This window comes from Nostoc sp. KVJ3, assembly GCF_026127265.1.
GTDB lineage: Bacteria > Cyanobacteriota > Cyanobacteriia > Cyanobacteriales > Nostocaceae > Nostoc.
Genome location: NZ_WWFG01000009.1, coordinates 23,291 through 42,191 on the forward strand (window position 1 = coordinate 23,291; position 18,901 = coordinate 42,191).

General features: G+C 40.1%; 20 protein-coding genes and 2 pseudogenes. 15 read left to right on the forward strand and 7 right to left on the reverse strand.

Features of this window, described 5'->3' with window-relative positions; all coding sequences use genetic code 11:
- Positions 1 to 28: 28 nt before the first annotated feature.
- From GTQ43_RS38220 to GTQ43_RS38230, 3 genes are all read left to right on the forward strand, one after another.
- A complete protein-coding gene (locus tag GTQ43_RS38220) occupies positions 29 to 613 on the forward strand; it encodes a hypothetical protein (RefSeq protein WP_265277863.1) in 585 nt (194 codons plus the stop codon).
- A 74-nt stretch (positions 614 to 687) separates the two neighbouring features.
- Positions 688 to 831: a hypothetical protein gene (locus GTQ43_RS38225; RefSeq protein WP_190735106.1), complete on the forward strand. Its 144-nt coding sequence runs from the start codon at positions 688 to 690 to the stop codon at positions 829 to 831.
- 104 nt (positions 832 to 935) lie between these two features.
- Positions 936 to 1,187, forward strand: a complete 252-nt coding sequence (locus GTQ43_RS38230) for a hypothetical protein (RefSeq protein WP_265277865.1) — start codon at positions 936 to 938, stop codon at positions 1,185 to 1,187.
- A 77-nt stretch (positions 1,188 to 1,264) separates the two neighbouring features.
- On the opposite strand, the gene GTQ43_RS38235 is transcribed toward GTQ43_RS38230, so the two are convergent.
- A complete protein-coding gene (locus GTQ43_RS38235) occupies positions 1,265 to 1,420 on the reverse strand; it encodes a hypothetical protein (protein WP_265277866.1) in 156 nt (51 codons plus the stop codon).
- Positions 1,421 to 1,448: 28 nt separating this feature from the next.
- On the opposite strand from GTQ43_RS38235, the gene GTQ43_RS38240 reads away from it, so the two are divergent.
- From GTQ43_RS38240 to GTQ43_RS38255, 4 genes are read left to right on the forward strand one after another with little or no spacing between them, the layout of a single operon-like run.
- Positions 1,449 to 1,892, forward strand: coding sequence for a hypothetical protein (locus tag GTQ43_RS38240; protein WP_265277867.1), 444 nt, complete (start codon positions 1,449 to 1,451; stop codon positions 1,890 to 1,892).
- Between the two features lie 12 nt (positions 1,893 to 1,904).
- The gene (locus GTQ43_RS38245) at positions 1,905 to 2,621 is read left to right on the forward strand and encodes a hypothetical protein (protein ID WP_265277868.1); all 717 of its coding nucleotides are present in this window, start codon (positions 1,905 to 1,907) and stop codon (positions 2,619 to 2,621) included.
- A 24-nt stretch (positions 2,622 to 2,645) separates the two neighbouring features.
- Positions 2,646 to 3,191: a hypothetical protein gene (locus tag GTQ43_RS38250; protein WP_265277869.1), complete on the forward strand. Its 546-nt coding sequence runs from the start codon at positions 2,646 to 2,648 to the stop codon at positions 3,189 to 3,191.
- A complete protein-coding gene (locus GTQ43_RS38255) occupies positions 3,188 to 5,086 on the forward strand; it encodes a type IV secretory system conjugative DNA transfer family protein (RefSeq protein WP_265277870.1) in 1,899 nt (632 codons plus the stop codon). Before GTQ43_RS38250 ends, GTQ43_RS38255 begins: the two co-directional genes overlap by 4 nt.
- Before the next feature lie 27 nt (positions 5,087 to 5,113).
- On the opposite strand, the gene GTQ43_RS38260 is transcribed toward GTQ43_RS38255, so the two are convergent.
- A complete protein-coding gene (locus GTQ43_RS38260; RefSeq protein ID WP_265277871.1) occupies positions 5,114 to 5,269 on the reverse strand; it encodes a hypothetical protein in 156 nt (51 codons plus the stop codon).
- Between the two features lie 58 nt (positions 5,270 to 5,327).
- Here GTQ43_RS38260 and GTQ43_RS38265 point away from each other — a divergent pair, with 58 nt between their 5' ends.
- From GTQ43_RS38265 to GTQ43_RS38280, 4 genes and pseudogenes are all read left to right on the forward strand, one after another.
- Entirely contained in the window at positions 5,328 to 5,675 is a 348-nt protein-coding gene (locus tag GTQ43_RS38265) for a helix-turn-helix domain-containing protein (RefSeq protein WP_265277872.1), read from the forward strand.
- A gap of 6 nt (positions 5,676 to 5,681) precedes the next feature.
- Positions 5,682 to 6,242: pseudogene (locus GTQ43_RS38270) on the forward strand (transposase family protein); the annotation flags it as partial.
- A 425-nt stretch (positions 6,243 to 6,667) separates the two neighbouring features.
- Positions 6,668 to 7,801 (forward strand): ISAs1 family transposase, encoded by a 1,134-nt coding sequence (locus tag GTQ43_RS38275; protein ID WP_265277622.1) that lies wholly within the window; start codon positions 6,668 to 6,670, stop codon positions 7,799 to 7,801.
- Positions 7,802 to 8,052: 251 nt separating this feature from the next.
- Positions 8,053 to 8,328 (forward strand): annotated as a pseudogene (locus GTQ43_RS38280) (transposase family protein); the annotation flags it as partial.
- A gap of 364 nt (positions 8,329 to 8,692) precedes the next feature.
- Here the strand turns inward: GTQ43_RS38280 and GTQ43_RS38285 are convergent.
- From GTQ43_RS38285 to GTQ43_RS38295, 3 genes are all read right to left on the reverse strand, one after another.
- A complete protein-coding gene (locus tag GTQ43_RS38285) occupies positions 8,693 to 8,941 on the reverse strand; it encodes a hypothetical protein (RefSeq protein ID WP_265277874.1) in 249 nt (82 codons plus the stop codon).
- A 1,013-nt stretch (positions 8,942 to 9,954) separates the two neighbouring features.
- Complete coding sequence (locus GTQ43_RS38290) at positions 9,955 to 12,969, reverse strand: Tn3 family transposase (protein ID WP_265277875.1); 3,015 nt, start codon at positions 12,967 to 12,969, stop codon at positions 9,955 to 9,957.
- Between the two features lie 25 nt (positions 12,970 to 12,994).
- A complete protein-coding gene (locus tag GTQ43_RS38295) occupies positions 12,995 to 13,453 on the reverse strand; it encodes a double zinc ribbon domain-containing protein (protein WP_265277876.1) in 459 nt (152 codons plus the stop codon).
- Between the two features lie 81 nt (positions 13,454 to 13,534).
- On the opposite strand from GTQ43_RS38295, the gene GTQ43_RS38300 reads away from it, so the two are divergent.
- Positions 13,535 to 14,431: a tyrosine-type recombinase/integrase gene (locus GTQ43_RS38300; protein WP_265277877.1), complete on the forward strand. Its 897-nt coding sequence runs from the start codon at positions 13,535 to 13,537 to the stop codon at positions 14,429 to 14,431.
- Between the two features lie 162 nt (positions 14,432 to 14,593).
- Here the strand turns inward: GTQ43_RS38300 and GTQ43_RS38305 are convergent, their stop codons facing one another.
- Positions 14,594 to 14,809 (reverse strand): transcriptional regulator, encoded by a 216-nt coding sequence (locus GTQ43_RS38305; protein ID WP_094345415.1) that lies wholly within the window; start codon positions 14,807 to 14,809, stop codon positions 14,594 to 14,596.
- Between the two features lie 423 nt (positions 14,810 to 15,232).
- Positions 15,233 to 15,559 carry a helix-turn-helix domain-containing protein gene (locus tag GTQ43_RS38310; RefSeq protein ID WP_265277878.1) on the reverse strand — a complete coding sequence of 109 codons (327 nt, stop codon included), beginning with the start codon at positions 15,557 to 15,559 and terminating at the stop codon, positions 15,233 to 15,235.
- 695 nt (positions 15,560 to 16,254) lie between these two features.
- Between GTQ43_RS38310 and GTQ43_RS38315 the strand changes: the two genes are divergently transcribed.
- The 3 genes from GTQ43_RS38315 to GTQ43_RS38325 all read left to right on the forward strand — a co-directional run bounded on the left by GTQ43_RS38315 (position 16,255) and on the right by GTQ43_RS38325 (position 18,885).
- Positions 16,255 to 16,794 carry a tyrosine-type recombinase/integrase gene (locus GTQ43_RS38315; protein ID WP_265277879.1) on the forward strand — a complete coding sequence of 180 codons (540 nt, stop codon included), beginning with the start codon at positions 16,255 to 16,257 and terminating at the stop codon, positions 16,792 to 16,794.
- Positions 16,794 to 17,111: a tyrosine-type recombinase/integrase gene (locus GTQ43_RS38320; RefSeq protein ID WP_109013283.1), complete on the forward strand. Its 318-nt coding sequence runs from the start codon at positions 16,794 to 16,796 to the stop codon at positions 17,109 to 17,111. The genes GTQ43_RS38315 and GTQ43_RS38320 overlap by 1 nt, the downstream gene beginning before the upstream one ends.
- Positions 17,112 to 17,505: 394 nt before the next feature.
- Positions 17,506 to 18,885: a hypothetical protein gene (locus GTQ43_RS38325; protein WP_265277880.1), complete on the forward strand. Its 1,380-nt coding sequence runs from the start codon at positions 17,506 to 17,508 to the stop codon at positions 18,883 to 18,885.
- Positions 18,886 to 18,901: the final 16 nt, after the last annotated feature.

The following is an 18,901-nucleotide window of genomic DNA, read 5'->3' on the forward strand; positions in this document are numbered from 1 at the left end:
CCCAAGTAATTCAAAGAGGTACAGCTGCATGAGTCCTAATTCCACCAAAACCAATAAGCCAGAAATGATTTCTATTAAAGAATCTGCCGAACGTTTGGGAGTTGCTGAAGAGATTATCAGATTCAGTCTTCAAGAAGCTTACCCCGATGATTTTGATAGCCTCAAGGAAATAACTTTGGCAGAATTTGAAACCCTAGCCAACACATTCAAGCAGAAGGCCCTTGAACTTAATACGGGGGAAGTAACCGCGATCGCTCCTTCTAGCGATAGTCCTTTACCAATAGAACAACAGCAACAGATTATTGATGGTACTGTCAATGCCCTTCAGGAATTTGCTGGTAATTACGTGCTGACCATTGAGAAAATCGCTTCGACTCTGGCTTATTTAAGTGGTCAAGCAGTCGTAGACAACTTTGTAGAAATTCATTCCAACACTGTCAGAGATGGCTTAGAAAGCTATTTAGACCAGTTTGCAGCCGAGTTTGTGACTGCTGCTCATTCTATCAAAGGGGTGAACGCCAAAGATTTTTTGTCCCAACGGGGAATAACCCAGAAACAGCGAACTGCTCAAAAGTCATTGCAAGAGATTCTGAACCTAGCAGCAAACCCTTAGATATTGCTTCAAAGATGGCATTATCCGATGCCAGATTTCTATTTCTCTTGCACTTCATTTCAAAGGAAAGAAAAATGCACTTACTGACTGAAGTTTGTTTTTATTCTGGTGTGGCTACCCTCTCGCTAATTGGTGGTGTAGCTGCTTGTATATCGCCTTTAGGAGTTGGGTTATTTACTGTGGGCTTAGTAATGTATGTCAACCAAAACAAACAATAATAGGCAAAAGTTAGAGTCTGATTATCAGTGGCTTGCTTTCAAAATCCGCCCAGTCCTTTTAATAGCTTGCATCACAATTCCTAGTTTCTTTGGAGCGTATATCTATGCAGCAAATTTTGACTGTCGAGCAAATTTTAGCAATGCTCAAAGGGTACGAAGAGAGTTTGAGGATGTTGAGGGCAACGCCAGAGTACATGAAATTAGAGGCATCAGAGCGATTCACTACGTCAAATGACCTGCGTCTGGGTGATGCTGTTCAGACGCTTGTTGAAGTTCACGAAGCGATTCTAAATATCGAATTCTACTCCCAAGTCGAGGGACAAACTTATGCTTTCAACGACAGCCTTACAGCGTAATCATTTGTACGAATTCCGTGGTCAACAACTGCGCTACAGCCATCGGTCTAATTGTCGAGTCAATGTGCCTTTTGTATTCAATGACTCGAAAGGTAGACGAAAAGAATTAAGTCAAAACCAAGTGCAGAGGGAGGTTTTTGAACTTGTTGAGTTTTGTGAGAACTGATGATGAAGCGATCGCACCTGCCGGCAAGCTTGGCGATCGCCCCAATGGTATGTATCTCTCGCCGCAAAACGAAAAGTACACAAGGATTCTAACAAATGACACTCGATTACAAAAATCCCAACGATTGGGGCAAATCGCCTCTGACCGACTCCGCCCTGAGATTAGAGCAATTCAAAGCAGAAAATCCTGAACAATGGTCAGCAATGATCTCAGCAGATATTGAGGCACTTGACACACCAATATTCGAGAGTGAAGATTACCCACCCTTCACTGGAACTGAATTCTTAGCAACTCATTCAACCATCGATGACCATCCATACTCTGCTGCATTTGGTCAATTCTTGGGTAATGGGATTGACGCGGACATTGCAAATATCTTGGCGTTTGGCTCCAACAGATTTGATTTAATCTCTGATGATTTTGACGACCCTCTAAGGCAATTAGCAACGAGAATTTATAGCCGATTTGAAGACATGGGCTATTGGGATGAAACGCCCTCTGATGACGATGATATCAACTACGACTTAATACCTTATTAGGAGAATAACGCAATGGACTTTGCAATACGTAATCCGGTAGTTGGTCATAGTTCGCATATTGACGAGAAGGCGCAATCTTGGGGAGGGTTTGAGTCTGATATTCTGGGCTATCTTTCGGATATAAATAAGCTCGAACAGTTTGCCGATTATGCGAATAATGCCCAAGAATTATCTGACCGATTAGAGCCATTTTTGGACAATGCCAAGGTGGTCTTTGAGGCGATGGAGAAGCTGACCAAAGGGCAAGTTACCTGGGTCGAACTTCGCAAACAATACGGCTCTCATGTAGCGGGTGCAATTGGTAAAATCCGTAAACTTAACGCTGAATTTGACAGCGAGATGAGCAAGATAGATGCCCAAGATAGAGCAGATTTATTGCGGATTGACCAAAAACGGAAACACGCACTAACCGAAGTTGCTACCCAATTACACCACGATTTACAAGCGGAATTGTGGCGGCATGAGAACAAAATTAGCGGCATCGAAAATAGGCAAGTTGTGCAAGCTGAGAGGCAGGCAATTACTACAGGATTAAGAGAGAAACGCCAACAACTTTTAGCCCGTGCGCGGTATGGTTCACGGGCATTAGAACCCAATCAAACACCCCAAGAAGTGATACCAGTTACTAGCCAAAATTCTGCACCAGCATCAAGTGTTTCAGCAACAGGAACAGTTCGCGGTTGGGGTGCAATGTTGGGTAACTTGTGGCAAAAATTAGGCGATAGATAACTATTAGTTGAAAGGTTAAGGCTGATGCTAGTAAGGAAACGAAATGAAGATCCTCATAGCGTCAGCCCTTTTTTGCATGAAGGGCTGGCACAGACTCCACAGCAACAGAAACAAGAGCAACCATCACAACCGCAACCGTTACCAGAAAATAACAGAGCTAGAACATTTAGACGTGCTGGGAATGCCTGTGAAATTGTCGCTGGCAGTTGCTTAAACAGTGCAGTGATTTTTACCTTTCATCTGTTGCAAGTTCACCCAGTTGGAATGTTTCTTGCAGTGGGTACTGCACACCTGTATTTTACTGCGACTGCAACAGGTGAAGGGTTTAATAATTTCGTTACTAATTTAATGACTGGTTGCAGTGCATCACTGGCGTTATTGTGTGCGCTATCTGAGCCGTTAGACGAGTGGTTAGAAGCTCGAACTTCTACACAAACAGCTAATACTTCAATTTCGGCAATGTACCAGCCTAAAACTGCGGATTATTCCAGTTGGTTGAGTAGTACTGGTGTGGCGATATTCGTAGCACTATTAATGATTTTTCTATTTGGTGGCAGGAGAAGTAAATGAATTATTTAAGTGAGAAACATAAACAGTTATCCGAGTCACAACAATCGGGTTTAATGTTGTGGTTTGGTCGCCTACCAATGGACAAGAAAGCTGTTGCAATTGGGCTTAGTTTGACTGTGGGAATTAGCTCGGCTGCAATGGCTTGGCAAGGAACCAGCAGCGATCGCATTTACTTTTGTCTGAAAACCCCACAAAAAACATTGACCTGCTCAGACAAGAATGGACGACCTTTCAGGATGACCCCATTTTATTGGTCACAGTGGAAGAGTGATGGAATGCCGCGCCAAGTAGTGCGTGACCCAGCTATGGGGGTAAACGGACTGGTGAAAGCGACCAACCCATATAAGCCTTTTTGGGCGTTTGGTGGATTCCTGGGGTTTGCGCTTGCTGGGTGGATGCTTCGCCATTGTCAAGATGAGGAGAAACAGAGGGCAGTTTTTGAAGACATTGCCCAAAAGCGGGATGCTGCAAAGGCAGAGATGGCCGCACGTTCCGAGCTACTAGAGAGTTACCGAGACGTTGCGATCGCAGAAGTTCAACTACAAGCCGATTTAGATTTGATAGCCAATGATCGCACTGTGGATATCCAAAAAGCCGAGATTTACGCCCACACGGAAATTGAAGTTACCCAAATGGAGGCAACTGACGCTATTTTTGAGGCGCAAACGGCTGGGATGACCGAGCAACAGAAGGCAGAGTACATTAAACAGTTGCGTGAGATGAAAACGCCCTATCTACAAGGGAGTCAGACTTTACAGGGGACGATTGACCCCAACGATAAGGTTACTGGGGGAGAACAGGGCGCAATCGCACCGGGAGCAACCCCAACAGGTGATTACCTTCACCCATCAGAACCTCTTGCCCTCAATACTTTGCAAGCTCTAGCCAGAGCCGATAGTTCTACTGCTTTAGTCGCCGCACCGGGAAGCGGTAAATCAGTCACCCTCAATTACTTAATTCAGAAAATATTGGCGGATTCAAAGAGTGCGGATATCTGGGTAATTAGTGCTAAGAATGATAGTTTCTGCGGGTTACGGGAGAAGGAGAGAGTAATTGTCTTTGATCAGGAGAACCCAGACCTAGCTAAAGACGTAATTGACAACTTTTACCTCAACTACAAACAACGTAAGCAATTACCAGAATCACAGCGCGAATCTTTACCGCCATTAATTCTAATTTTGGATGACTGGTTAGTGATTGCTGATCAATTAAGCAAGCTTTACTCTGATTGGAATTACGGGAGTAAATTACTTGATATTTTACTGATTGGTCGAGAGTTTAATACTAAATTTATTGCTTCCCTACAGTCTTTTAATTTGGCAGCATTGGGCATTGAAAAGATGGATGCTCAAACAAGAATGTGCCTCAACTTGCTACTGTTGGGTAACAAGTATATTAAGAACGGTCGAGAGCAAGAATCTTATGGCGTATTGGAATTAATTTTGAATAGAGGTGACATCATTCCCGGTAAGCAAGAGAGGGAACAAATTAAATCTAAATACCAGGAAGTAAAATCAGTTTCTTATCAAAATCTCCGTCCAGTAATGATTGCATCTGTGGGTGGTTTTGTTGTGGCATTGATGCCCAACTTATCTAATCAAGCCTTACCGATTGCTGATAATGATGAATATGTAGATAGAGTGTATGACTTGGAATTTAATCTAACTGCTGCTCATCATCACCAACATAAGCCATTATCTGAGGCAGCTATAAAGATTTATGAATACTTCCATAATGTCAAGAATAAAACACCAAAAACATTACGTGATTTGAAAAAAGCTGACAGATTATCTGGCTATTCAGAGCAAGAGTTAATTGATGGTTTAGCGGAATTAGTTGAGAGAGAAAGGATAAATTCTGACGGCAATGATAACTACTTCCTGCCTGATTGGTGAGCATGATGCCGTGATGCCGTGGTAACTTTAACAGATGTAAAACTGGCTTTTATGGCTGTCTACGGCATACGGCACAATCACGGCAATCCATATCCTGTATAGGTCGTAGCCTACGGCAGCTTCACGGCAAGAGGGACAGTCACGGCAGGGACACCAATAATAAATCCGCCAATAAATAGCCATTTATCAGCCGCAGGCTACTGCGAATTGCGAATTGTTCGGTCATGGGGCTGATTCTTATATGCTCAAAAGTGCTGATGTAGAATTGATTGAACTAGCCATCAAGAGAGCTTACTTTGATGAATGCCTGCTTGACCCGAAGCTGGCTAAAAAACTGTTAAAAAGCCTTGATAAAAATAGATATATTGACCCTAGTTTTGCTGATAAAAACTTGCTTGACTCTCCCACCGAACGACAAATACAAGTCCTGCGTTTACTGGCTCAGGGTTTAATTTTTCAAGATATTGCCAAACAAATGTTTCTCTCAGTTAGTACAGTCAAATGCTATGCCAGTGATTTGTACAAGACCTCTTGCAAAAGTATTTTGTGGTACAATAAAAAATTTGAGAATTTGCAATTAGGACTTTGAGGAGCAGTGAAAATAAGGAAAGCTAAACAGCTTACTGCGAGAAAATTTAAACGCATGACTGGAGTAAGCCGTAAAACTTTTAAGTTAATGGTTGATGTAGTTAAAGCTGATGCTCACAATAAAAAGAAACCAGGTCGCCGACCTAAACTAATTATTGAAGACCAAGTTTTAATGGTTATTCAGTACTGGAGGGAATACCGTACTTACTATCATATTGGATTAGACTGGGGGCTTTCAGAATCTACGGTTTGTCGAATAGTTTTTAAAATTGAAAATATTTTGATTAAGTCAAGAAAGTTTAGTTTACCGGGGAAAAAAGAATTATGGAAAATGTCATCCCAAGAAGATTTAGTTGTAATGGATGTCACAGAGAGTCCAATTGAAAAGCCTCAGAAAGGCCAAAAAAGGTATTTTAGTGGGAAACAAGGAGAACATACTTTAAAAACACAGGTAGTAATCCGCCAAAAAAGCAGTCAGATCATCTGCTTAGGGCATGGTTTAGGGAAAACTCATGATTTTAGGCTATTTAAAAACAGTGGCGTAAAATTTGGAGAATTACTCAAAGTGACAGGGCAAACGCATCTAAATATTGACGAGCCTGAATCAGGATGAAATACACCAAGACTCAAACTACATAAGGCTTTGAGGAAATTAAATCTCACTCATTATGAAAATGATAATCATTGCGAGGGGGAGTTAGAGGCAGCCGACGGCTGCCTAAATTTTCACGGTCAGTTCTCCACTTAATAGCGTAGGTTTTCTCACAGTCTGATTCTCAATAGTTTTAGATTAATGACTAGGAATCACGAGAAGATCAGGGCAAAGAAAAACTCAATTTATGCGATCGCCAGCGCGTTGGGCGGTTACGCCATCGCTAACTGATTAAAGTGACTTATTACAGATGGCGTGAAAAGTCAGGACGACTGCCTGTCAAGGAACATGGTATTCTTGCAGGAACTCCAAAAAAGAATTTCATTCTGATTCTCCTTTCTATGAAGCTGAAACCAAAAATCACGATTGCTGACCATTTTGCGGTGATACAAGATCCACGAATAGATCGCACTAAACGGCACAATTTAATTGATATTATGACAATCGCAATAATAGCAGTGATTTGTGGGGCGGATGGCTGGGTGGCAGTAGAAACTTATGGATGTGCGAAATATGAGTGGTTAAAAACATTTTTAGAATTACCAAATGGCATTCCATCCCACGATACATTTGCACGAGTTTTTGCACAAATAAATCCTCAACAGTTTCAAGAATGTTTTCTTTGTTGGATGAAATCAATACAAAAGATAACTGAAGGTGAAGTAATTGCAATTGATGGGAAAACTTTACGTAGTTCTTATGATAGTAGTAGTGAGCAAAGCGCAATTGTAATGGTAAGCGCTTGGGCAACTACAAATAAATTAGTTTTGGGACAAGTGAAAGTAGACGAGAAATCAAATGAGATTACGGCAATTCCAGAATTATTAAAGGTCTTAAAACTGTCTGGATGTATTGTGACAATTGATGCAATCGGTTGCCAAAAAGAGATTGTAAGATTAATTACAGAGCAAGATGCAGATTATGTAATTACATTAAAAAAGAATCAAGGAAATCTTTATGATGAAGTTGAAAAGTTATTCCAGTCAGGGATAAGTACAGATTCTCAGGGGATTGAACATAGCACATATAACACAGATGAAAGAGGGCATGGTCGTCATGAAATCCGCAACTATGTGATGTTATCTCAGATTCAGTCTCTGCTTAACCCAGATTCAGTTTGGTCAAACTTCAATAGTGTTGGTATGGTAGAATCTGTCCGTTTATTAGACGGTAAAACAACAGTTGAAACTCGTTATTTTATTAGTAGCCTTGAAGATAATGCTGAACAGTTTGGTAATTCTATTCGCAGTCATTGGGGAGTTGAGAATTCATTACATTGGGTATTAGATGTTGCCTTAAGGGAAGATGACTGTCGAATTAGAAAAGATAATGCTCCACAGAATTTTGCAATTCTCAGACATATTGCAGTCAATCTTTTAACTCAAGAGAAGCGTGTCAAACGCGGAATCAAAAATAAACAGTTTCTCGCTGCGATGGACAACAAATACTTACTAAGTATTTTAGCGTTGGCTTAAAATAATACATCAAAATTTGAGTTGAATATTTTACATAAGAGTTTTATTTATTCTCTAAGTAAATACATTTTTATGTGACTCATAATTGAATTATTTTAGTATTGATGATTAGTCATTCGGTCGAAGATAAGCTAATTCAAATTCTTAAAAATACTTGATTTATTTTATTTATCATTCCATCAATTTTTACAATTATCTATGTCATTTTGGAATCTCTCTTAGTTTTTATTAGTAAATAAGATGCGTTTGCCCTGCTCAAAGTGATAGCGGATAAAGGCTATCAAGGAATTAATAAAATTCATCAATTGAGTGAAACACCGATTAAAAAACCAAAAGGGAAGAAGTTGACGAAAGAACAGAAAAAATATAATCGAGAACTCAATCGATTAAGAATTACTGTTGAACATGTAAATCGTCGTCTAAAGATATTTAAAATTTTGTCTGATAGATATCGAAACCGTCACCGACGTTTTGGCTTAAGGTCTAATTTAATTGCGGGAATTTATAATCACGAATTAGCCATATAAATCGATTAAAAAATCAAACTTATCAAATAATTTCAGTAATTAATCAATAACTGAAACAACGTTTGCGGCCATTTTTTTAGTTAGCGATGCCTGCGGTGTTCTCGAAGAATCGCCTGATAATACTTGCTCGAAACAATTTATAAATTCTTACCAAAAACTGAAATTAGAATAACCCTTGATCATACCACAAAATATTTATGCAAGAGTTCTACAGTAAATGGCACGTAAAAAACCGTTATGAGGCGATAAAAAGAGGGGCGATGCTTGGTTATATCGACTATAACTTGATTGTGAATGAATGATGTATTAGTGGGGAGAGCGAAAGGATTAAGTCGGGGAGTCCTCGACTTAATTCTGATGCTAATTAGAAAGCGTCTCGTAAAAGTATACCAATACCAATTACTAATGCTGCTGCGGCAACTGCTGGTGCTGTCACACTAGCAACTCCTGCTGCTGCTATACCTAGACCGATAATAGCTAAACCGCCAGCATCCGGATCTAGTCCTCCTACAACCAAATTCTGTTCAAAATCGTTAAGTTCAATCAAGTCAACAGAAGAGTCTGTAGAATTTTTATCTGATTCTTTGATGTCGTAAATTTTAATTTTGGACATAACGCAATTTTAATCTTATGTTCGTTTCTATAAAAACATGACTATAAATATCATGGCAATATTTATACTGTTCTCAATCACAATTTATTCGTACCAAAATTGTTTTAGTTTTGTTTCATCTGTGCTAGAAAGCAGATATCCTGGCAAAATGCTTGCTAATTCTAGCTTCCAAGGATTTTGCTCACAAGATGAGTTGCCGCTTCAAATGGTCGATATTTTGCTTTTAACTTGACTGCAAATAAGCTGTAATCCCATCTTCGCTCTCTTGGCTGTCCAGAAAATAAGAACCCATTAATTGTAGCGACCTGCAATTATAAATCCCTAAACCTGCAATCAAGGGATTTTCAAACCAGGATTAAATGCAACTATAATTTCTTTTGAACCAGAATTAATTGCAACTGAACCAGGATTAAATACAACCAACCTGCAATCATCCGTTTCGACCAGGATTATTTGCAAATAGACTCAACGCTTTGCCAGAACTGAGTCTTCAGTATTGACAGAGGTTTGTTAAAAAACTCATTTGAAAATTTGATAGATTAACTTTGAATTCTTTACCGAGTTTTTTAACTAGAAAACATACGGTTTACCGTTCTCTAAGGCTTATCGGTACGGCAGTAAAGAAAACGTTCGTTTCTTTTACTTTTATAGTTGCAGATAATCCTGGCTCAAACCAATGATTGCAGGCTCAGTTGCAAATAATCCTGGCTCAGTTGCATTTAATCCTGGCTGAAGCGCAATTATAGTTGCATTTAATCCTGGTTTGTAAATGTCTTGATTGCAGGTTTGAGCGATTAGTATTGCAGGTCGCTACAATTAATAGGGGTGTGAGTATCAATGGAACAGAAAACCGGGATAAGAAAATTGAGTTCAAAGACTAAAAACAGCCGCTACCATGTATATACATAGACAAAAGCATTGAAGATAGGTCATTATTCACTTCCAGCCATGTATATACATGAAAATAAATGTTACATAACTTAAGAACAGAAAACCGGGATAAGTCCTAAACTCTACAACAAATCATCAAAATCAACAGGAGCATAAGGGTCACGCAAAGAGCGGAGTTCTCCCTTTAAAATGGGTTCTGCCAACAAGAAATAATAACGCCCCAACATATTAATATGTTTGCGTCCCAATGGAGAAAGTCGGGCAATGTCTTCTCTATGTGTCGCCTGACCAAGAGAACTCAACTTATTGACTGCTGCATCCATGTAGTAAGTATTCCACAGCACAATCACATTCACAACCAAACCTAACGCCCCTAATTGGTCTTCTTGACCCTCACGGTATCTTTGCCGAATTTCTCCCCGTTGACCGTGGAAAACCGTTCGGGATAAACTGTGACGACTTTCACCACGGTTGATTTGAGTTAAAATTCGACGGCGGTATGTCTCATCATCAATGTAGGATAGCAGATATAAGGTTTTGATAATCCGTCCCAATTCGCCAAGAGCTTTTGCCAAAGTCGAGGGCTGATTACCCCGTTGCAAGGAACGCATTAAATCAGTTGCGTTGACCGTTCCCAACTTCAGAGATCCAGCCACCCGTAACATATCATCCCAATTCTTCGTAATCAGGTCAGTATTAATCTTGTTTTTAGTCAGTCCATCAAGGACACCATAGTTAGCAGAATTGTCGATTCGCCAAAAACGGGCCTCACCAATATCTGCAAGTCTCGGACTAAACCGATAGCCCAGAAGCCAAAATAAACCAAACACGACATCACTATAACCAGCAGTATCGGTCATGATCTCGACTGGATGGAGACTCGTTAATTGCTCTAACAAACCTTCCAAGAGAAAAAGCGAGTCTCGCAAAGTACCAGGAATTACAATCCCGTGGAAGCCAGTGAACTGGTCGCTGGTAAAATTGTAATAAGTAATACCCTTGCCGATACCAAAATATTTGCTATTGGGCGCAGCATTAATCGTTCTCACAGGGACACTAAAGCGCAACCCATCCGCAGATGCGACTTCCCCACCACCCCATATTTTTGCAAGGGGAATATGAGTTTGGGTATCAACCAATCGCGCATTGGCACGGATAAGAGTTTCTTGACGGATATAATTTTGCTGTACCCAAGATAATCGTCCACGAGTTAATGCAGGTAATTCTGGACGTATCAGTGGTTCCAAACCAATATTGCAAGCTTCTGCCAGCAACACCGCGCAGATACTAATGTGCAAATCATCAACCCGACTGTTGGACTGACTCAAATGGGTAAATTCTTTAGTAAACCCAGTCCTAGCATTAATTTCAAGCATTACCTCCGGCAGATCAACTTTTGGCAACATTGCTGCCACTTGCCTTTTAAGCGTTATCAAACTGGGCGCTTCTTCCAGTTTATCTATTGGGGTCAATACTAAATTATCTTTTCCATCAAAGTGTTCAATGCGTACCGCACTATTATTCTCAAAGTTAGCAGCAGTGCGACGGTAAGCCTCATCCAATTCTTGTTTTAAGATAGAGAGTGATGAATCAAAGGTTGGTTGGAAATCTAAAGTCCGACATATACCTGCCCGTTGTGCTGACCATGCTTCATCACTAAGAAGTTTGGCACGGGGGTCACAGTAATGTTGACTTTTGACCACAAACACATCCCGGCGACGTAACGCCGACCTTAAGGATTGTAAAACGCAGAACGTGTAAGCTTTACGGTCAATTGTGCCATTGGGATTAATGCAATACCGTGTCCACCCTTTGGTAATCACTTTGAGTGGTGCAGCACTCATGTCGGGTCGATTTTGACCCTCAATAGCACGTAAAAATAAGAGCGCATCCAAAATATGTGCCGCATTCTCGGAAGATGAAAACTCAATTTGAGAAAGCAGTGAGGGGAGGAAAATACGGATTCCACGCCAGCGAGACAGTAGCAAATCATAATACTCATCATCTTCTGGACGGGCCAACGATTTGACTTTAGCTACCGCTTGAGTCAATTGTTCTTGACTGACTCTGATAAAAGCTTCAATCCTGACATTAATATCCTCGCATTCGTTGTCTATCAGGACTTCTACAGCCTCCGCTAGTTTGAGTGCGGCGGCATCCAAATCTTTGAGCGTTCGCAGACGTTGTTGTTCCCCCTCCCGCTTAGATTTCGACAACAACCCTTTAACCAGTAAATCGAACAAATCAATTACATCATCTGTTGCCGTATATTCCAGTAAATAAGTAAATGCCAGTAAGGTGGCAATTCTCTTGTTATCAGGCATCCGGGCAATCGCCGCCGACCGAGAAGCGGCCCCAAGACGTGCTAAAAATTTCACTCGTGTCGGTGGGATTCTAGATAAGTCAATGTCAGAAATCCCAAACGACCGTATTTCCGACAAACGATTAATCGCCGCTAACATAGATTTGGCATTGACGCGAGTCGGAGAGTGACGCAAACGGTCGAGAGTTGAGTAACGTGCTAACTCTTTTATGAGTAACAATTTTTCAAGTATTTCAATTTGCTTTTTGTTGGGGAGTGAAGACAAAACCTTAAAAAGACGGTTAGCTGCTCTTTCACGTACTGATGCCACTAACCGTGCTAAAACGCTCACTCCCGGTAACAGTATTTTTCGTTCTGCCAACCGTGCTGTAGTTAGGTCAAATAAAACACTGGGAGATTCCGCGCTCAAAGTTGACCTTTGGTAAAGCCAACGCACCAGTTTCCAATGTTCAGGTTGGGAGTGAAATTCTTGGTAGCCATAGCGTTGTTTGATTAACGCTGTATGCTCCCATTTGGTTTCGGAATTTCTATATTGTTCTAAGCAGCTTGCATCCAACTGACCCAATTGAGATGTCAGATAATCAACCACCAGTAAAGGAACGTCTGTTGGGTCGGTTAAAAAAGTCCCTAAAAAGCGGACGGTACATAACTGCAATCCCAAACCCAAGCGGTTATGATTCCCTCGTCGTTTTTTAATCAGCTCTTTGTCAAGATCATCCAAGTAAAAATACTTTGCTAGTTGTTCAGCAGATGGTTCACCGTTGTAACATCCATATCTTTTCTCTTGTTCGCCACTTAAAAATTCAACTGGCATCTAGGTTGATTTTTTGACTTAAATATTATTCAGTTTGCTTATAGGATTTGCCACAATGTGGACAAAATTTAAACTTGAGCGACACAATTGGTTCGTGACAACTCAAACATCTATCTCGCAATTGCGTCCCGCACGCAAAGCAATATTTTGACCGTAAAGAAGTCCACATGGGGTCAAGAGTTGTCCCCGGTGTCCAACATTTTGGGCAAAATTTGAGCGAAGTTATAGCTTCAAGTGATACTTTTTTGACAACGGCATCTAAATATTCTTGAGGGATACATAAGGCCGCAGCCAAACCAGATTTAGCTTTTTGATTGAGCCGAGATGTAGCTTCTGCTTCAATTTTGCGAATAGTCTGGACATGGATTCCGGCTTTTGTACTTAACTCCAATTGAGTTAGAGATAGAGAGTTACGGACTCGTTGAATGTAACAACCCAACGTCTCTGCTGGCTTAGGAGCCGCATCCGTCACAGATACATTCATGAAAATATATCTACTTCGTTACCTATTAATATTAAGTTAATATTTGTCCATCAGTTAAATAATTTAAGTAGCTCTTGTCAGATGAGTGTTAATTTAGCATCATTAGTCACTCAGTTTTTAGAGCGTCATGGACTGGCTAACTCTACTATTCGCTCTTATGAATCAACTTTAATGCCTTTGCTCCAACTTTATGGTAGTTGGTCGCTAGAAATTATTGATCGAGAAATTTTGGTTGAATACCTCAATGATTTAAATAACGTATCATATATCACTCATCATCGTCATCAAGCAGTAATTACAGCCTTATTTAACTTTGTTGTTGAGTGTCGTTATATCAAATCAAACCCTATTTCTCATCTCAAACGGCGTAAACCAAATCCACTGATAGGAGAGCATAATTCTGATTTAGTTGTGCGATATTTGACACAACATCAATTAAGTATTCTTTACCAAGCTATCAAAAAAGATGCCAGACTTAATGCTTTAGTGCATTTGCTACATAGCAGTGGAGCCAGAATAGCAGAGATACTGGCTTTGGATTTATCAGATATTGATTTTACCGCTCGTTCATTTCAAGTTATCGGTAAGGGGAACAAGCAACGATGGTGTTTCTACAATGAAGATACTGATTTTTGTTTGAATAATTACATCAAATACTACCGACATACCCAGATAAATGCTTTATTTACAGCTCAAAAACCGAATAATCAGCAAGTATCTCGTCTTTCCTATGCTACAGCTTACTCTACACTTGTAAACGCAGCTAAAAACATTCCAGAACTAGAAGGTATTGGTTTTCACCAACTCAGGCATACTTTTGCATCCCAGAGAGTTGGAATCATGGGAGTTGAGGAACTTCGTGCATTGATGGGGCATGAAAAAATTCAAACTACTCTTCGCTACTCTAAAGTCACATCCCTTCGTGCCCAAGAAGTAGCGCTTCAAGCTTTTAAAAAAGTACCACCCTTTGGACAATAATTTACAAGTATGGATTCAATTTATATATTGTTACGTCCTGAAAATTATCATGATTAAAAACTTATCAAGAGAATAGACAATACTCTTGATTGCTAAAATATGGCTGGACAACAGATTTAGTAAAAAATTACACTTTATTTATAAATAGCCTAGAGAAAGCACTTAATATAACTCGCCACCGCGAGCGAAAATTTCTATAACTTCACTTCTGGTTACTTGATTTTTCTCCGCTATTTCTAGTAGTTTTTCCCACGCTTCATCGGTTAAGCGAATTGACCTTAACCGTTTGGGTGAATCTCCATAATCTGTTTCAAATTTACCATCTGGTGTACGGGGTCGTCTTTGAGACTTTTGTCTAGTGCCTGAATATTGATCCATTGCCAAAAGTTATACACGATATCCTAGCTTATCATGTATATACATGGCTGAGTGATTGGTTTTACAAGATTTTTTTCTTATCCCGGTTTTCTGTTCCGTTGATACTCACACCCCTAATAAAACACTTATGTCCCAAAATTGTTATTCTGCTTTTTGGTCACTTATCATTCTGTTTCTGAAAATAATCACAGGCATACCCCCTCAAACCCACACAAGTTAAATTTGGTTGTATTTAGCTTGCCTAATGCGTGAGCTATCTGAGGTGGCATTGACACAAACAGAGCGATCGCCCGATGGTGTCGTCTACTCACGGGGAAAACAATAACACTGTGACCCCCCGTTGCTGGATAATGGTGTGTGGTATTGTCAAAGACCATTTTATGTACCGTAAGAATTAAGAAATTTTCAGGCTTCCATCCTTCCCTATAGCGATATCACAGTTTCAGCAGATTCCCCCTGCGCGTGACGAGAGCGAAGATGCAAGGTAATTTCGGTATCGAGTCGCTTGAGGAAAATGAGGAGTTTGCCCTCGCTGAACCGTTGAAACTCTCCTTTCATTAAATGAGATACTTCTGGCTGGGGAATGCCAAGAAGTTCGCTGATTTCGCGCTGTTTTAGGTTGCGTTGTTTCAAAAGGCGCAGTACCTGAATCCCTATCTTGCCCCGCGTAAAAAGTTCATTCGCATCCTCTAAACCGAGGTCAGCGAATACGTTGCCACTGCTTTCTTCAAAAATGGGTTCCTGCGTCATTGTTGTTCCTCGTCATCGTCCATTCTATATGAAATTTACTATAAAATAAGTCAGACGCTAGCATGAAATGTCCCATGCGCGACCTATGAGGTAAGTTTTATTTCTAGTTGGTTTCAGTCTAGATATGGTGCAGACTGCCGTTGATGGTTGACCTGGGGTGAAAATCTGCTTGCGGGGCGGATCAAGATCCGCGTTGATATCATCATTTTATGTCTTATCGCATTTTAAATAACAACAACAACAACAGCGTAAATAATTTTAGGCATTTTGGAACGTTGTTAATTTATTATTTGTGTTGAATAAACAACGTATACATCGAGCCACTTTTTCTACGACATTAGTCAGTTTAGCAATCAGGACATCGTTGTAGAAATTTACCCGAAAATAGCAACGCTGTAGAAAATACTAACAACGTAAAATGCTTATTCTATGTAGATTGTAGATGCTGTAAACGACATAAAGTATTGATATCAATTTCTCCTAAATCTGGTATTGCATCCAGCTTTCATGGTGCATTCCTCCACCTGATGAAGGGAATTAAGTAAAACTTATCAATCAACGAGAGAATCAGGATCACAAGGGGAGCGATTGATAAGCCAGAGTTAAATGTGTGAAGTCGTTCACGAAACAATCACCTTTCCAGGGATAATGGAGTGTAATAGTAGAAATCTACTCATCACACACCTGTCCATTGTATGAGAACGCTGACTGAGTTGGTTGAAGAGTGGTTGGACGTGCATCATGGTAAAACAAGGGCTTCGTATCACAATACCATTCGCAAGTTCTTAACTTTTACCTGTGTAGACGCGATCGCTGAGATTCAGATCCGTCATGTTCGGGATTGGTTAGATTTCCTGCAAGAGGCAGACACGACCAAGGTTAAGCATCTCAACATTCTCAAGGCGTTTTTTTCCTATGTGACCAGTTTGGAGAAACCGCCGATTTCTCGCAGTCCTATCCCCAAGCAGTTCAAGTTGCCCAAGCCGAAAGATACCTTGGTGGAGCGTATTCTTACACCGTCGGATGTGGATGCGATGATTGCAGCAACGACTGACAGGCGCAATCGGTTAATTTTAAAAACTCTGTATTTAACTGGGATTAGGGTGTCTGAGTTGTGCGGGTTACGTTGGAAAGATGCGATCTCCAGTCGCGGGGGCGGTGGGCAGATTAATGTTTATGGCAAGGGGGGCGGACTCGCCGAGTCCATGTTCCCCAGGAGCTATGGGTGGAGTTAATGGCACTGCGTGGTGAGGCGTTGAAAGATGCGCCTGTGTTTGCCAGTGCTACGGGTAGACCTCTGGCCCCTTCCCATATTGACCGAGTGGTAAAAAGGGCGGCGGCAGCAGCAGAATTAGAGAATGCCATGAATGTTTCAGCGCACTGGTTTAGGCACAGTCATGCTACCCACGCTTTGGATGAAGGTGTTCCAGTACATTTGGTTCAGGCTACTCTTGGGCATACAAGTTTGGATACCACGAGTAAATATCTGCACGTTAGCCCTGATAGGAGTTCTGGGGAGGTTTTAGTTAAGCGATGGTCTGAGCCATTTTAATTAGCGATCGCTTTTCTCTTCAGTGCGGGACGCAATCGCCCAAACCGATTATCTGTCTGGCAAAGCCCAAGTTTGATATCAAAAAGGCGCTTTATTTTTCCATGTCTATAGGCTCAAATATACTGATAAGATGCTCAGGGGAATATCTCTCGTTGAGGTGCATCTAAGGCTTGGAGTAGGTAATCACAATTTAAAGTTTACAGTTAATGGTGGTTCTTCCCTCCTTTTAATGCTAGATTCTTGAGTAATCCTTATTCGGCAATGGTTTAGCTTAAAAAGTTAAATTTTTGCTAAAAGTGTTGCCCAGTAAATTTACTGTTATATTTTTTTGCTTTTAAAATATTTAGAACAAAAAAGCAAAATTTCTTAGCATTATGGGGATGTGTACAGTTTTATGAGTGAAGACAAAATCAATGCAGAAGGGTCTAAAGGATTAATCAATAATCCCCAGGGGACTGTTCATCAACATTTTGGGAACCAAAATAGCCATTCCGCACAAGGCGATATAGCTTACCGGGATATTGATAAGCGTAATATTAACATTATTCAATTTATGGTTGGTAATTCAACTGACGTAGTTGCGGAGCAATTAATTGATAAATTGATACATATTATTGGACAAATAAAGAATACTGAAAGCATCCTAAAAGCATACCAAAAATCTTTGCCTGATGAAGCTAATTTATATTACGATGAAGAAAATAATATTGAAAAAATATTAGATCAAGTTAATGAATTTAGGCGACTGACAGAATTCTCAAAATATTTACAAAAAGATGAAAATCTTCCTCAAGCAATACGCTATAAACTAAGCGAATTGCTTGATATATATACGCCAAAAAACGAATTAAAACAAAGAGAGTCCAAGTCCATTGCTTATAAAGAATCAAATAGGCTTCAATCTTATCTGTTAATTGTTATATCTCCTGATTATTATAGTCCTGATCAGTTTAATGTTAAGGGCTGGTTGATTCCAGACAATACAGTTCCATTTACGGATTCTAATCGTTATAAACCCCTAACTCTTGATGATGAAAGCCATAAAAAATCCTATCTTTTTGAAGATGTATACAAATTACTGAATGATTTTCTCAGAATTAGTCTCGACAAGTATCTGCTACCGTTAGTAAATACGAATGATTTAACTTATGATTTAACTATTGAAATTTTCTTACCAAGTGAGCATATATGTACTGAAGTTGAACACTGGAGTATCCTAGATCGCAAGAATAAACAAATCCCTATTGGTACTAAATATCCAATTATTGTTCGTTCCTATGAACGGTTAAATCTTAATTATTGTCGTGATTGCTTGAATGACTGGCGTAAGAATTGGAATAGAGTTAAAGACCTATTACAAATTACACCAACTCATGAAGAATTCGAGCATATAGAAGAATTGCATGATTGTAACTGGGACGAAATTATTTCAAACTTTTTGCAAGAAAACGTAAAAATTGGATTCAAAGTAGGCTGTCCTGTCTCAGAAGCGAAGCAAGAAGATTTATTTAATGCTCTTGATGATGCTGCTGTCCCTATTGCCCTCTGGGCAAGGTACAAAGTACCGGATATAGACCATTCAACCGAAATTAACAAGTTGCTGACATCACGTTCATTAATGGAGCTACCTAGATATATTTATGAACAACGAGTAAAAACTTGTAAACCCAAGAACCCTCCAGAGAAGCATTTGGAATATCACCTATCGCTTTTATGGGAAGATCCATATCGGTTGACTCCTGACGTAATGTTTGAACTGCAACCCCCTGGATAATAGAGAGGTAAGGATT